This window comes from Marinomonas sp. BSi20584 (assembly GCF_002792415.1).
Taxonomy (GTDB): Bacteria; Pseudomonadota; Gammaproteobacteria; order Pseudomonadales; family Marinomonadaceae; genus Marinomonas; species Marinomonas polaris.
On the sequence record NZ_KZ454886.1, the window covers coordinates 1 to 14,118 of the forward strand.

Annotated in this window: 14 protein-coding genes; 10 read left to right on the forward strand and 4 right to left on the reverse strand. The window is 41.6% G+C overall.

What is annotated here, in order from left to right; genetic code table 11:
• The first annotated feature begins 841 nt into the window (after positions 1-841).
• The 8 genes from TY87_RS15920 to pseG all read left to right on the forward strand — a co-directional run bounded on the left by TY87_RS15920 (position 842) and on the right by pseG (position 8,798).
• Entirely contained in the window at positions 842-1,726 is an 885-nt protein-coding gene (locus tag TY87_RS15920) for a flagellin N-terminal helical domain-containing protein (RefSeq protein WP_100187824.1), read from the forward strand.
• 64 nt (positions 1,727-1,790) lie between these two features.
• The gene (locus TY87_RS15925; RefSeq protein WP_100187825.1) at positions 1,791-2,213 is read left to right on the forward strand and encodes a flagellar protein FlaG; all 423 of its coding nucleotides are present in this window, start codon (positions 1,791-1,793) and stop codon (positions 2,211-2,213) included.
• Positions 2,214-2,246: 33 nt separating this feature from the next.
• Complete coding sequence (gene fliD, locus TY87_RS15930) at positions 2,247-3,887, forward strand: flagellar filament capping protein FliD (protein ID WP_100187826.1); 1,641 nt, start codon at positions 2,247-2,249, stop codon at positions 3,885-3,887.
• Positions 3,888-3,928: 41 nt separating this feature from the next.
• Positions 3,929-4,363 carry a flagellar export chaperone FliS gene (gene fliS / locus TY87_RS15935; RefSeq protein ID WP_072841134.1) on the forward strand — a complete coding sequence of 145 codons (435 nt, stop codon included), beginning with the start codon at positions 3,929-3,931 and terminating at the stop codon, positions 4,361-4,363.
• On the forward strand, positions 4,363-4,656 hold the full coding sequence (locus TY87_RS15940; RefSeq protein ID WP_072841133.1) for a hypothetical protein: 294 nt from the start codon (positions 4,363-4,365) through the stop codon (positions 4,654-4,656). The genes fliS and TY87_RS15940 overlap by 1 nt, the downstream gene beginning before the upstream one ends.
• Positions 4,646-6,754, forward strand: a complete 2,109-nt coding sequence (locus tag TY87_RS15945; RefSeq protein WP_100187827.1) for a motility associated factor glycosyltransferase family protein — start codon at positions 4,646-4,648, stop codon at positions 6,752-6,754. Before TY87_RS15940 ends, TY87_RS15945 begins: the two co-directional genes overlap by 11 nt.
• Before the next feature lie 2 nt (positions 6,755-6,756).
• Positions 6,757-7,788 (forward strand): pseudaminic acid synthase, encoded by a 1,032-nt coding sequence (gene pseI, locus TY87_RS15950; protein ID WP_100187828.1) that lies wholly within the window; start codon positions 6,757-6,759, stop codon positions 7,786-7,788.
• A complete protein-coding gene (gene pseG, locus TY87_RS15955) occupies positions 7,785-8,798 on the forward strand; it encodes a UDP-2,4-diacetamido-2,4,6-trideoxy-beta-L-altropyranose hydrolase (RefSeq protein ID WP_100187829.1) in 1,014 nt (337 codons plus the stop codon). Before pseI ends, pseG begins: the two co-directional genes overlap by 4 nt.
• Here the strand turns inward: pseG and pseF are convergent.
• From pseF to TY87_RS15975, 4 genes are all read right to left on the reverse strand, one after another.
• Complete coding sequence (gene pseF, locus TY87_RS15960) at positions 8,773-9,504, reverse strand: pseudaminic acid cytidylyltransferase (protein ID WP_072841129.1); 732 nt, start codon at positions 9,502-9,504, stop codon at positions 8,773-8,775. The genes pseG and pseF overlap by 26 nt on opposite strands.
• Before the next feature lie 3 nt (positions 9,505-9,507).
• Positions 9,508-10,695 carry a UDP-4-amino-4,6-dideoxy-N-acetyl-beta-L-altrosamine transaminase gene (gene pseC / locus TY87_RS15965; protein WP_100187830.1) on the reverse strand — a complete coding sequence of 396 codons (1,188 nt, stop codon included), beginning with the start codon at positions 10,693-10,695 and terminating at the stop codon, positions 9,508-9,510.
• Positions 10,682-11,677 (reverse strand): UDP-N-acetylglucosamine 4,6-dehydratase (inverting), encoded by a 996-nt coding sequence (pseB, locus tag TY87_RS15970; protein ID WP_072841148.1) that lies wholly within the window; start codon positions 11,675-11,677, stop codon positions 10,682-10,684. The genes pseC and pseB overlap by 14 nt, the downstream gene beginning before the upstream one ends.
• A 143-nt stretch (positions 11,678-11,820) precedes the next feature.
• Complete coding sequence (locus tag TY87_RS15975; protein WP_100187831.1) at positions 11,821-12,384, reverse strand: DNA-3-methyladenine glycosylase I; 564 nt, start codon at positions 12,382-12,384, stop codon at positions 11,821-11,823.
• A gap of 126 nt (positions 12,385-12,510) precedes the next feature.
• On the opposite strand from TY87_RS15975, the gene TY87_RS15980 reads away from it, so the two are divergent.
• Positions 12,511-13,131, forward strand: a complete 621-nt coding sequence (locus TY87_RS15980; protein ID WP_100187832.1) for an NUDIX domain-containing protein — start codon at positions 12,511-12,513, stop codon at positions 13,129-13,131.
• A gap of 4 nt (positions 13,132-13,135) precedes the next feature.
• Positions 13,136-14,116, forward strand: coding sequence for an acetyltransferase (locus TY87_RS15985; RefSeq protein WP_100187833.1), 981 nt, complete (start codon positions 13,136-13,138; stop codon positions 14,114-14,116).
• Positions 14,117-14,118: the final 2 nt, after the last annotated feature.

The following is a 14,118-nucleotide window of genomic DNA, read 5'->3' on the forward strand; positions in this document are numbered from 1 at the left end:
GTTTTCTTTTTTAACCTTCCGAATAGATTGCAGTTGTGAACACGGCGTTGTCATTCGTGGATGAAAAAGTCAGCTTTCTGACCTATTTACATCAGGGGAAGCCTGTGGCTGAAGAGTGGGCAAAATTTCGTTTTTCGATTTTTTGAACGGCACAGCTGCGTCTTTTTTCCGCAGCCTTGATAGTCGGATTAAACGTATTGATTTTGAGGAATTGAGGTTGATGACAGTTTTTTTCTTAACCTTTCGAATAGATTGCGATCGTGAACGCGGCATGGTCATTCGTAGGCACAAAAGTAAGTTTTCTGATCTATTTACATCAGGGAAAGCCTATGGCTGAAAAAGCAGACGGAAAAATTGCCTATGGTTTTTTGAATAGCGCAGTTGCGTCTTTTGTTAGTTTTTAAATGAGCTGCGGGCGTTTTTTGTCTTGAATAGCTGCTGAAAGTAAGTGGCTTTTGGGGTGGCAATTTTTGGGCGCTTTTTAAGTGGAATATCATTTTTATGGCAGGTGGTTGCCGCTTTAGTTGGTGGAGATCGGATACATAGCGAAAGGTTTTCGTCAGCTTGCCCACCTAGAAAAGAATTTTAAAGGTACTTCAGGTGTGTTTTTTTGGATATTTAGGGCAAAAACACATTATTTTAAAAAAAAGTGCAAATAAATTTAATTGTTTTAAATTCATTTCAAAACAATTAGTTAGGCATTAGTTTGCCGCAATATGGGATGTTTTTTTCCGTTAAAGGGAAAAAAAATTCCTAATTTGACTAAAGGTTTTCAGATTCTTGTCGAAAACCTTATACGATCTGCTTTTTTGCAGGATTTAATAAAACCTAGGAGGCTATGATGGCTCTTTATGTAAACACTAATACTTCATCTTTAAGTGCACAGCGCCAGCTAATGGGCTCAGCTAAATCTTTGGATACATCTTTTGAACGTTTGTCTTCTGGTTTACGTATTAACAGTGCTTCTGATGATGCGGCAGGTCTACTTATCTCTAACCGTTTAACCTCTCAGGTAAATGGCTTGAATCAGTCGGTTCGTAACGCCAACGATGGTATTTCTTTGTCTCAAACGGCAGAGGGTGCATTGGATGAAACAACAAACATGTTGCAGCGTATGCGTACGCTGTCTATCCAGGCGTCAAACGGTTCAAACTCAGATAAAGACCGTGCAGCTATTCAACAAGAAGTTAGTCAGTTATCTACTGAAATTAACCGTATCGCTTCTGATACTACCTTCGGTGGTGAGAACTTATTGGATGGTACTTACACTGGTATTTTCCAAGTGGGTGCAGACTCTAACCAAACTATCAGTTTTAACTTAACTGATGGTGGCATTAACAACACAATCGATTACGCTGGTAATGGTGGTTTCACTATGTCTGGTCTATCTAGCAGCTCGAGTACTGCTCAGGTCAGCGTATCAACTGCTTCTGTATCGACTGTAGCTAATGCTCAGAGTATGGTTGATACACTAGATACTATGATTTCAGCAGTTGACTCAAAGCGTGCTGAATTAGGTGCGGTTCAAAACCGTTTTGGTTCTACAATTAGTAACTTGAGTAACATTACCGAAAACGTATCATCTGCTCGTGCTCGTGTACGTGATGCCGATTTTGCGGAAGAAACTGCTAAGCTAACAAGCTCTCAAATTCTTCAGCAAGCAAGTTCATCTATCTTGGCTCAAGCAAATCAGCGTCCACAAACTGCTTTGTCTCTATTGGGTTAAGTATTATTGGTAGCGGAAAGCTGGGACATAGTCCCGGCTTTTGTCTATTTGGGGGAACTCTGATATGTCTATTAATGCCAGTGATTTTTCTAAGCAGGGTCTCAATTACTCTTTGAAGCCAGAACAGCGTGCCGCAGAAGATTTTGCCGCATTACGCCAAGCCAATGCTAAAGTTGTACAAAATACAGCCGACATAAGCAGAGTAGATAAAGATAATCGAAACTCTCAATTTTTAAACTCTTCTGCGAAGGTGGAGCCTCATGATGTTGAGATCATGAATCAAAAAATGTCTCAATTAAATGTGCATTTAACCTTTGAAATGACAGAAGACAGAGCGCAAAATATTGTAAAAGTGTTGGATCAGACAACGGGTGATGTGGTTCGCCAAATCCCCACAGAAGAGTTTCTTAAAATGTCTGATAGAATAGATGCTATTATGAGCCAACTAAGCGATATCAAGGGAACCTTGGTAAACAGCGAGGTATGATAATAGATAATGTAAGTATCAGGAGATAAAGTTATGTCGGTAGGCTCATTAGGTGCAGGGTCTGGTATTGATCTAGAGTCCCTTGTTAAGCAAATGGTGAGTGCTCAAAAAGACGCTAAAGTAAAACTTTATCAAGATAAAATTGATGGTTATGAGGCTGAACTGTCTGCATTAGGCAAAGTTGGCTCTGCTATTGATACTTTTAAATCTTCTGTCAAAGCTCTGAATGATGATGAGCTTTTTACTGGGCGTGATGCAAAAATCGCCCAAACAGAAGGTGAAGAAGTTATTGCTATTACTACAGATAGTACGGCTTCTAATGGTTCTTATGCTATTGATGTGAATCAGCTAGCAAAGGGTAGTCGAGTTATGTCGGCGCCTGGTACTTTTTCCTCCGCGGATGATGTTGTTACTAAACAAGATTCGCGACTTACCTTTAAAGCTGGTAGCAACGAGTTTTCTATTACCGTTGATGCTGGTACTACCTTATCCGAACTTCGTAACCAAATTAATACATCGGAAGATAACTTTGGTGTGTCTGCTAATTTAGTTGACGATGGTAACGGTAATCTATTCTTCACGGCTACATCTTCAATTCAGGGTGCTGCAAATACACTCAAAATTATCAATACTTCAGTTGTGAAAGACGAAGGTGGCAACATTATTGATAATCCTATTGAAGAAAATTCAGGTAACACGGTTGAGGATGCTCCAATTGAGGAACAATCTGAGCCAACTGTTGATGAAAAAGATGAGCTGGATTTAGCGGGTGACGATGTCGATTTTGCCAATGATGGGCCAATTCCTGCAGATGAAGAAAAAGATATAGCAGAATCAGATAGTGATCCTATTAGTGTAGATGCTAAAGGCTCAGACATTGCAGATAAAAAAGGTGCTTCTACACTTGCAGCCAATAATGGTGTTCTTAGTTTAGACAGTGTTTCGACCGAAGGAATATCGGCTGGTTTGTATACACCTTTGGGCGACGAAGCTCGCGATGCGATTATTACTGTAGACGGTATTCAGATTAGAAGCGATAACAATACTTTTGATACAGCTGTTGCTGGTTTGTCTATTGAGGCCTTGGCGCCGACAGATAAAACCACAAAGGTTGACATCAGTTTTGATCAGAAGACAGTACAAGAAACCATAGAAGAGTTTATTGCCTCTTACAATGATGTTATTGGGGTGCTACAAGCTAGCTCAGATAGAGGCGCTGTTTTAAATGGCAATAGCGTGGTCCGGAATTTGCAGTCCTCTTTATCTACTCAATTAATGAGTGGTCATGGTGATTCTGGAGTCTTTACTTCTATTTTCGATCTCGGTGTGAAAATGGATAACAAAGGTAAGCTTAGTTTTGATAATACTAAGTTTGATAATGCTATGAAAAAAGGCTATAGCGATATAGCGCCATTGATTGCTGGTGATAATGGTTTGGCACAGTCGTTAGAAAATCTACTTGATAACTACACTGGATCAAGCGGAATGACAAATTCATTAAAGGATTCGGTTCGTCGGTCGATAGATAGTACAGAAGGAGCATTAGAGTCTTATGAAGACCGCATGGTCAAATATGAAGACTCACTCCGTTCTAAATTTACAAGTTTAGATTCTCGTCTTGCAAATATGAACGCTCAAGGCGGCTATTTGAATTCTGTATTGGCAAAAATGTAAACTGTTTTAAATTGTAATACACGTATTAAATGGGGTTGTCTATGTACAAGAGTAAAGGGATCCAAGCCTACAGAAAGGACTCAATCAAGTCTGATTTAGCGTCGGCTGACCCTCATCGCGTCATTCAGCTCTTAATGCAAGGTGCGCTTGAAAAGCTAGCGTTAGGCAAAGGTTGTATCGAACGTTCAGACTGGGAAGGAAAAGCTGCAGCATTAACTCGCGCTAGTGAAATTATTAATGCGTTGAGAGATGCATTAGACCGTGATGTTAATCCAGAGCTTGTTGATAATCTTGAGTCACTTTACGAATACATGATAGTTCGTATCACTGAAGCAAGCATTGCAAAAGATACTGGAATTCTTGATCAGGTAATGGGCCTTATTTTGCAAATTAAAGGTGCTTGGGATCAAATATCTACAGCTGATAAGCAAGCTGCTTATGAAGGCCAGACCGAAGCCCGAGTTGGAGCGGTTTAATGTTTGATATGTCTCACTTAACTGAGTTGAGTGCCGCATTAGAACAAAGTGTTATTGATAAAGACGTAGAAAAAATACAGCTATTATGTGAAGAAAATGATGGCTTTATTCGCTCCATTAGACCACTTTCTACTCCAAAGGATAATGAGCGGATAAAGCACTTTATATTGATACATCAATCTGCTATTCAGTTTATTCGTGATGTTCATGCGGAAATGCAAAAACAACTTTACCAAACTAATAAAACTCGTAAGAGTGTCAATAAGTACAAAGGCGTGAAAAATGCAGAATGAGGAAAATTTATCCTCTATTGATCAGGCTGAAGCATTTGCTTCGTTGTTTGAAAGAGGTGCATCACGCCTCAAAGAGCATGATCAAGAGTTGACTGAGCGATACATCAGAAACATGAATATGTTTTCTCAGATAATGCCTCACATCTTTGAATCCTTTCAAGATTACCAACCTAAAAAACGTCATATTTACATGGAAGAAAGCGGTGAGCTTAATCTTTACCGTGAAGATGTTGGTGTGCCACTTTTTTCGAAAAATCCAAGAGCTCAGTCTGCCGAAAGAGTAAATAGAGCCTTTATTAAGCCTAATAAAACGGTATTAAATCTAGAGCGCACAGCAAATCACCCAAGCCGCCATGTGTACTACAGTAATAAAATACTAGATCAAGTTGAGCAACAATCCGCAGGACTAGAGCCACAAAGTGGTTGGCCCGAGTTTGTTGGATCTGCAATATTGTTTGGCGTGGAGTTTGGTTATCAGCTTGAAATGATTCTTGCTGAACGCGAGATAAAACACCTTTATCTGTATGAATGTGATTTGGATTTTTTCTATTACTCATTGTTTGCTATTGAGTGGCAGAATATTTTAGAAATCTGTAACCGTGATGGTCGTACCATTCATTTCTTTTTAGGTGTGAGTCCTGAAGAATTTACCGAAAAGTACCTTCGTCAATTAGAAGAGAATGGTTTCTTCATGGCTCCAGAAACTTTTCTTTATGTTGGTTATGGCAGCCCTGAGAATGATCTAGCGATTGAATATTTTAAAAAGCAGTATGCACGTCAGGTCATGGGTTGGGGGTTTTTCGATGATGCTTTAATCGGCATTGCGCAAGGCTTGAAATCCTTACCTAAAACTAAAATTGCTCATTTTCAAGGCCGTGATGTTTTGCCCAAATGGGTGAGTAATATTCCTGTTTTTATTCTAGGTAATGGCCCATCTCTTGATCAAGGGATTGAATTGGTCAAAGAAGTGCGCGATCAAGTTCTGCTGATTTGCTGTGGTTCGACCATCAACACATTAAAAAAATTAGGTGTGACACCTGATATCCATGTAGATATTGAACGCCTTAAGCAAACGGTTGATAAGTTCCAATTTTTAGATCAAGACTATCTCGATAAAATTTGGGGATTGTCGGTAAATGTTATGCACCCCGGCTTGTTTGATTGTTTTAAACGCTCGGGCATGGCGATGAAACCTGGTGAAGCCATAACCTCTTTAATGTTAAATCAAGCACGCTCCCATGGTGATAGCAAAGAGTACGTACAGCTGAATTACTGTAATCCGGTGGTTGCTAACTTGGCATTGTCTTATGTTCATCTCTTTGGTTTTAACAATGTCTATTACCTTGGTGTAGACAATGGTTTCAAAGATAAAGGCAGCCATCACTCAGTTCACAGTGGATATTATAAAGATGGCAAAGAATCTGGCTTCCAAACTTTCCAAGAAGCAAAATTAGTAGAACGCGAAGGAAACTTCGGCGGCACAATTTACGCGACAGGGATTATGGATACTTCACGTGTTCAGTTGGAATCTCTTACGCGACAATTGAATAAGCGCCGTAATTTTGCCAGTTTTAATTTATCCGATGGCGCAAAAATCGAAGGCGTAACTCCCTTACGTTTTGAAGATGTTCTCATCATGGATTCTAAAATCGATCATACTAAAGTTATCGATATTCTAGAAAACGTATTTTTTACCGAACCGCCAGAGTCGTTAGTGGACCAGTCTGCCAATGCGCTTATTTCTGTAGATGACTTCCGTAAGATTAGTCGGGTTCTGCAACAGGGCTGGGATGAATCGATAACAACACGTGAGCAAGTATGTGATTTATTTTGGTCTCATCATCGTCAGATTTATTTCTTGAAAGGAAGTATTCACCGTCATATTTATGATTTGTTAATCGGCTCTTTCACTTACTCCACTTTTTTGATCGTGCAGTTTTTGTTTAAGTATCAGGACGAAGCTGAAACCGTTGCTCGGGCTCGTCATTTATTTACGCCTTGGTGTGAATTCCTTGAAGAAATGCCAAGCATGCTTCAGCAAGCGTCTGAGTATGTAGATCAAGGTAATGATCATCTCATCACTTTTTATAATGGTTAATTATGTTCGAACCTATGTTTGAAAAAATGCCTTTTATTATTGCTGAGTTATCGGGCAATCATGACCAAGATTTTGAACTCGCCAAAGCCATGATTCATGCTGCGGCAGACGCAGGCGTGGATGCTATAAAACTGCAAACCTATACACCAGATACCATGACATTAGACGTGCGTCATGGCGAGTTTATGGTGTCTGAAAGTGATAGCTTGTGGCGTGGCTCCAACTTGTATGATCTATACAAAAAAGCCTCAACGCCTTGGGAGTGGCATAAGCCGTTGTTCGAATTGGCTGAGTCCTTAGGCTTAGTGGCATTTAGTTCGCCTTTCGATTTAAGCGCAGTGGCATTTTTAGAATCCATCGATGTGCCCTTGTATAAAATCGCTTCTTTTGAGATGACCGACATTCCGTTAATTCAAGCGGTAGCGAGAACCGGCAAGCCGATTATCATGTCCACTGGTATGGCAAGTGAAGAAGAAATAGCCGAAGCCGTAGCAACTATTAGAGCCATTGGTGATAATCCGTTAACACTGCTCAAATGCACCAGCACTTACCCTTCCAAAATAGAAGATTCCAACCTAGTCACTATGGCCGATTTAGCAGCAAAAACCGGTTGCCCAGTTGGATTATCTGACCATACCCAAGGCTTGGGGGCGGCTGTAGCTGCAACGGCGCTAGGTGCGACTGTCATCGAAAAGCACTTTGTTTTAGATCGTAGTGCTGGCGGGGTTGATGCTGAATTCTCTATGGAACCCGAAGAGATGAAAGCGCTAGTTGTCGCTTGTCGTGCGGCAAAAGCGGCGCTTGGTACAGTGACTTATGGTGGCTCAGATGCCGAGCAAGCTGCGAAGAAATACCGCCGCTCTATTTATGTGGCAGTAGATTTACCCGCTGGCACCATATTGACCGAAGAGCACCTGAAAATCATTCGTCCATCGTTCGGCCTCGCGCCGAAATATTGGCCAGAAGTGTTAGGTAAAACATTAATGGAAGATGCGCAAAAAGGTCAGCCGCTTGCTTGGGATATGATGGCGTGAAACTCTTGGTGCGAGCTGATGCTTCTGTCGAGATCGGTATGGGGCACAGAGTTCGCTGCCAAGCCTTGATTTATGCTTTTACCCAATTAGGTTGGCAATGTCAGTTTGTTGTGGATCGCCGCTATCAAGCTTTTGCTTCCCCTGAAGATTGTTTTATCGGTGGCCAATCTGAAAAAGAGTGTACTGAAAAAGAATGTAAGACTGAGTTTCTATCTCTAGCAGAACAAGCTGATTTAGTGATCTTGGATCATTATGGCTACAGCTCTGATGATATTACTCAGCTTTATCAACATCAGGCCAACCTTCTGGTATTGGACGATATGAACGACAGAGGTGACTTTCCTGCCAAATGGCTTCTGAATCCTTTGCAGCAAGGTTATTCCAAGCAAATTGAATTCCCATTAACGGGAAGCCGATACGCGTTATTAAGACCAGCTTTCCAAAAGTTCGAATTACATCAAATTTTACCACAGCAATTGCTAATTACACTTGGTGGAACCGATCCGCTTGCTTTAACCTTGCCTATTTTAAATGCCTTGTTGGCTTCGGGTTTTCCTACGAAAGACATTCAGGTTTTATTGGGTGCTAACGCCAAAAATGCCGACCAAGTGATCGGTTTTTGTCGTCACAATAGCATCGCTGTTGAACAAGGTTTAGCGGATGTCACTCCTTTGATGAAGCAAGCCAAGATGGCAATTTCTGCCGCTGGTGGCACCTTGCTTGAGTTGGCTTGCATGGGCGTGCCGACCGTCTTTGCTCAAGTGGCTGACAATCAAACTCGCTCTTTGGAGCAACATGTTCCATTAGATTGGTGTCGTTCTATTCGTTTTGATAATGTGCCGGAAGAAGTGCGGCAGCAACGTATTGAACAGTTGGTTGAAGTGATTAATCGTTGCTGGTTAGATATTGAGTGGCAAGAAAATGCTCGTAAAACGGCTCGTGGTTTAGTCGATGGTGACGGTGCAAACCGCGTAGCAAAAACCATTAACTCATATTTTGCAGCTTCATGATTTGCGTTAAGCGCAACCAATCTTCTTCGGTGTCTAAATCCTGAATTCTATGTCTTGGTAATAATAAAGGCTTAGATTTAGGGCCAAATATTTCTTCATCAAACCAGTCTTGAGTGCTCGCCCAATAAAATTGTCCAGCATCGTGAATCGCTTCGATCAGATCTTGTGAACGCTTGCGAATATGTTCAGGAAACATGGGGGCTAATTCGCCGTTTTCTTTGATGTGAAGTGCTCTTTGGATCGGGAATGCAAAGGTGGTGGCTGAAAAGCAAAATGCTGTGCTTTGGTCTAGTTGTGCCAAACCTTGCTGTAAATCTTCTGGCGTCAGCATTGGGCAAGTCGCATAAATCAAACAAGCTTGGTCTGGTGTTTTGCCTTCATCAATCAAACAGCGCAGCGCATGCTGCATTACCGGGGTTGTACCTGTCATGTGATCAGCCAAATCGGCAGGGCGAAAGAACGGAGTTTCTGCGCCAAATTTGCGTGCGACTTCTGCAATTTCTGCGTCGTCGGTAGAAACAATAACGCGATTGAATAACCCTGAAGCCATCGCTGTTTCGATGGAGTAACCGATCAAGGGCTTACCATCTAACAAGCGAATGTTTTTTCTTGGAATACGCTGTGACCCACCTCGGGCTGGAATCACTGCAACTCGATATGTCTCTTGATCTGCTTTGTTATATTGTGAGAGAGAGTTGTCTTTCATGGTTTAGGCTCTCATCACTCGATTAGCAATTAAAGCGTGTTTTAAAATCAGAGCTACACGCTCTTGTTGAGCATAAGTTAAGTCGGCAAAAAGCGGCAGGCTCAGTGTGCGGTCGTAGTAATCTTCCGCGATAGGGAAGTCGCCTTTTTTAAACCCAAGCTCTTGATAATAAGGTTGGGTGTGCACAGGAATGTAATGCACCTGAGTTCCAATGCCTGCTTGACGTAAAATATCAAACACCCCTTTTCTGGCCGCCTTGTTGTGCTCTGGCAATAAAATCGGATACAAATGCAGTGCCGAGTAATTATCATCTGCTTGATAAGGCAAGGTAACAGGGTAGCTTTTTAACAACGCCTCATAGTAAGAAAATTGCTGATGACGGCGTTCGATAAAGTCATCTAAGCGCGATAATTGTGACAAGCCAAGAGCCGCTTGTAATTCCGTCATGCGGTAATTAAAGCCCAGCGTGTGTTGTTCATAGTACCAATCGCCTGGCATTTGCGTTAATTCATCAGGTGATTTGGTCGTACCTTGCTGAGCATGCGTACGCATGTGCTTAGCAAGCTGTTCGTTGTTGGTGATTGCCATGCCACCTTCAGCAGACGTGATGATCTTCACTGGATGAAAGCTGAAAATACATATATCACTGAATGCCCCATTGCCCACGTAATTGTCTTGGTATTTCGCACCAATCGCATGGGAAGCGTCTTCTATAATTCGAAAACCATATTCTTTTGATAAGGCGTGAATAGCTGCCATATCGCAAGATTGACCTGCGAAATGTACCGGAATCACGACTTTTGGTAATTTGTCTTGTTCTTTTGCTATGGCTAATTTTTCAGCCAATTTATTCGCACACATGTTGTAGGTACGAGGATCAATATCGACAAAATTTACGCTGGCGCCGCAATAACGTGCGCAATTAGCAGAAGCGATAAAGGTATTAGGTGATGTCCAAACCGTGTCGTTTGCTCCAACTCCTAACGCTAAGCAGGCTAGGTGCAAAGCGGATGTAGCGCTGTTTGCTGCCACACCATAACGAGCGCCGACCTTTGTGCAAATGGCTTGTTCAAACTCACTGACGCAAGGGCCTTGAGTCAAAAAGTCAGAACGGAGCGATTTTACGACGGCCGCAATGTCGTCTTCGCTAATGGATTGTCGGCCGTAGGGAATAAAATCAATGTGCGTCATCGAAGGTCAAAATCTCTTCAATACTTAAAAAGTGTGGGTTGCTGCCAGATTGATATTCATATCCTGGTTCAACCAACTCGCCCGTTTCGCCTAAACGGTTGTGAGCAAAATCCATGTCGTCTTGATAAAACTTAATGCTTGGCGAAATGACATAATGATCTTTAAATTCATAAGTATGGAAAGAATCATCCCCAGGGCACATTACTTCATGGAGCTTTTCACCGGGGCGAATACCAACATCTTTAGTTGGAATGTTTGGCGCATAGGCCGCGGCTAGATCTAAGATCCTCACAGAAGGGATTTTAGGAATAAAAATCTCACCACCGTGCATGCGTTGGAAGTTCTTCAATACAAAATCCACACCCATTGGTAGGGTGATCCAAAAGCGTGTCATGTCTGGGTGGGTAATTGGGATGGATTCTGCGCCATCAGCAACCAGCTTTTGGAAAAAAGGCACAACAGAGCCGCGAGATCCAACTACATTGCCGTAACGGACCACAGAGAAACGCGTGCGACCTTGTCCTACCATATTGTTGGCGGCGACAAACAACTTGTCAGAAGCGAGCTTGGTCGCGCCATAAAGGTTGATTGGCGCAGCGGCTTTGTCTGTTGATAAAGCGATGACTTTTTCAACATCATTAGCAATCGCTGCAGCAATTACATTTTCAGCACCATGAATGTTGGTTTTGATACATTCCATCGGGTTGTATTCTGCCGCTGGAACTTGTTTTAGTGCCGCAGCGTGAATGACAAAATCTACATCTCGCATGGCTTGAGTTAAACGATCTTTGTCTCGAACATCACCGATAAAATAGCGCATGCAAGAAGCATCAAAATCTTGCTGCATTTCATACTGCTTCAACTCATCACGAGAATAAATAACCAGTCGTTTAGGTTGGTAGTTGGCCAATAGTGTTTTCACATACTGACGACCGAAAGAGCCGGTGCCGCCAGTAATAAGAATGCTTTTGTTGTTAAACATGTTTTTTACCAAACTAAATAATGGAATTTGAAAGCCCAATGAGCATGGCCATTGTACAAAGAGTCTTTTTACTATATCGACTACTTTAGGCTAAACATTAATGAAATCAAGGAACTGCTATTGATTATAACTGCATAATCAATTTATTTTTTCTTTCGTGATATACAGTCTGCAATATGATCATTAACCATGCCTGTGGCCTGCATAAAAGCATAACAGGTCGTTGCGCCAAGAAATTTAAAGCCTCTTTTCTTTAAGTCTTTGGCAAAATGAGTCGACAATTCTGTCACCGCTGGCGCATCGGTGTGGATGTTTATCTGATTATCAATAATTTTGTTGTCGCTAAATGCCCAGTAATATTGGCTAAATGAGCCAAATTCGTCGACAATTTTTAAAAAAGCTTTGGCATTATTAATGGTTGCTTCAATTTTGGCGCGATGGCGAACGATACGTTCATCCAGTAATAACCGTTCTACGTCAGCTTCGGTCATGTTAGCGACTTTAACTGGGTCAAAACCATGAAAAAGCGCTCGGTAACCTTCTCGTTTGCGTAAAATAGTAATCCAGCTTAGACCTGCTTGAGCGCTTTCTAGTACAATGCACTCAAATAACGCTTGGTCGTCATAAATAGGGATTCCCCATTCATTATCATGATAATGAATGTATTCAGGAGATCCTAAACACCAAGCGCAACGTATATTTTCCATTTACGACACTCCAAATTTGTAATTGCGACTTTTGTCATAGTGGCTTTTGTAACCGTTATTGCCAGAGTTGCGAATTAATCATATCAGACCACACTCAAAATAGTGGCCTGCTTAGGACGAGATAATATGAAGTTTAAACCGACGTACAGCAAAAAAGATGTTGAGGTATTAGCTGACGAATGTCTTTACAAAGGCTTCTTTGAAATGCGCAAATTGACCTTGAAACATAAAAAGTTTAACGGGGAATGGAGTCAGCCCATGACTCGAGAAATGATGGTGCGTAACGATGCTGTGTGCGTATTATTATTCGATCCAGTGGCGGATAAAGTTTTGCTGATTGAGCAATTTCGTCCTACCGTATTGAGAAGCGAATCACCGTGGTTACTGGAATTAGTTGCAGGCATGGTGGAAGAAGGCGAAAGCGATGAAGATGTGGCACGACGTGAATCTTTCGAAGAAGCGGGAGTGACGGTAAAACGCCTTGAATACATGTTCAAGTTTGTGCCGTCGCCGGGTGGGTTGGTGGAGTACTTACGTATGTATGCGGGAGAATTCGATTCGAGTCTTGTTGATACCACGAAAGTTCATGGATTAGACGAAGAAAATGAAGACATCAAATTGCATCTTGTATCTTCTGAAGACGCTATTGCCTTGCTTAAGAATGATGTGGAAAACGCCAGTACTATTATGGGATTGCAGTGGTTTGCGTTAAATAAAAACGATCTGCTAAAACGTTGGTGCGCTTAAGTTGATGAAGTCAGAGGCAGCTGTTTTTATAAATAAGAAGACGCTATTGCAGCCAGTTATTGGCCTTATTTCTTTTGCTTTTATGTGTAGCAATGTATTTTTCTGGGCCTTGTTGGTTCATCTTGTTGCGCCGTTATTATTACTAAAAAATACCCGCTACGAAAACTTTGCTGAGCGCTGTTTTAATTGTTTATATGATGGCTGGGTGGCTTCTTGTGAGTGGTGGTTTCAAAACATCTTAGGAATAAGATGGGAACTTGATGAAACGATGAAAGTAGATTTTGAGCATTGGCATTTGATCATTGCGAATCATCGATCTTGGGTCGATGTGTTCGTAATTTTTGCTCAGCTCAAAGGCCGTCGCCCTTTACCAAGAGTATTTATGAAACAAACTCTGATTTGGTTGCCGTTTGTTGGATCGGCGGCTTACATCATGGGGTTTCCTTTTATGAAGCGCTATACTAAAAAGCAAATTCAAAAGAACCCCAATTTAGCCGGTAAAGATTTAGCGACGACCAAACGGTCTTGTGTACGTCTTTTGAAACGTCCAAACTCTATAATGAGTTTTGTGGAAGGCACACGTTTTACTGAAGCTAAGCACAAACAACAGGCATCGCCTTATCATTGCTTATTAAAACCTAAGGCGGGAGGCGTCAGTTTCATATTGCAAACTATGCCAGAAGCCATAAAAAGCATTACTGATATCAATGTTTTGTATGAACAAAAGACCATAACCGGTTGGGATTTACTGTGTGGGCGAATTGGAAAAGTTAAGGTCATGGTGAGAGAAGTCGCCATACCAAATACGATGTTAACGCCAGAATACCAAGCAGCAAGCAGCGATAGAGAGCACTTTTTTACTTGGTTTAATCTATACTGGCACGATAAAGACACACGCATGAGTCATCAGCTAGACGCCTTAAAACAGGATGCTATGATTGGTTCAGAGCAAGATTTTTCAAAAGGAAATACGTCACAAGAGTGACA

Coding starts and splice junctions, on each gene's coding strand:
- TY87_RS15920 (WP_100187824.1), top strand. CDS start 842: ATGGCTCTTTATGTAAACACTAATACTTCATCTTTAAGTGCACAGCGC.
- TY87_RS15925 (WP_100187825.1), top strand. CDS start 1,791: ATGTCTATTAATGCCAGTGATTTTTCTAAGCAGGGTCTCAATTACTCT.
- fliD (WP_100187826.1), top strand. CDS start 2,247: ATGTCGGTAGGCTCATTAGGTGCAGGGTCTGGTATTGATCTAGAGTCC.
- fliS (WP_072841134.1), top strand. CDS start 3,929: ATGTACAAGAGTAAAGGGATCCAAGCCTACAGAAAGGACTCAATCAAG.
- TY87_RS15940 (WP_072841133.1), top strand. CDS start 4,363: ATGTTTGATATGTCTCACTTAACTGAGTTGAGTGCCGCATTAGAACAA.
- TY87_RS15945 (WP_100187827.1), top strand. CDS start 4,646: ATGCAGAATGAGGAAAATTTATCCTCTATTGATCAGGCTGAAGCATTT.
- pseI (WP_100187828.1), top strand. CDS start 6,757: ATGTTCGAACCTATGTTTGAAAAAATGCCTTTTATTATTGCTGAGTTA.
- pseF (WP_072841129.1), bottom strand. CDS start 9,504: ATGAAAGACAACTCTCTCTCACAATATAACAAAGCAGATCAAGAGACA.
- pseC (WP_100187830.1), bottom strand. CDS start 10,695: ATGACGCACATTGATTTTATTCCCTACGGCCGACAATCCATTAGCGAA.
- pseB (WP_072841148.1), bottom strand. CDS start 11,677: ATGTTTAACAACAAAAGCATTCTTATTACTGGCGGCACCGGCTCTTTC.
- TY87_RS15975 (WP_100187831.1), bottom strand. CDS start 12,384: ATGGAAAATATACGTTGCGCTTGGTGTTTAGGATCTCCTGAATACATT.
- TY87_RS15980 (WP_100187832.1), top strand. CDS start 12,511: ATGAAGTTTAAACCGACGTACAGCAAAAAAGATGTTGAGGTATTAGCT.
- TY87_RS15985 (WP_100187833.1), top strand. CDS start 13,136: ATGAAGTCAGAGGCAGCTGTTTTTATAAATAAGAAGACGCTATTGCAG.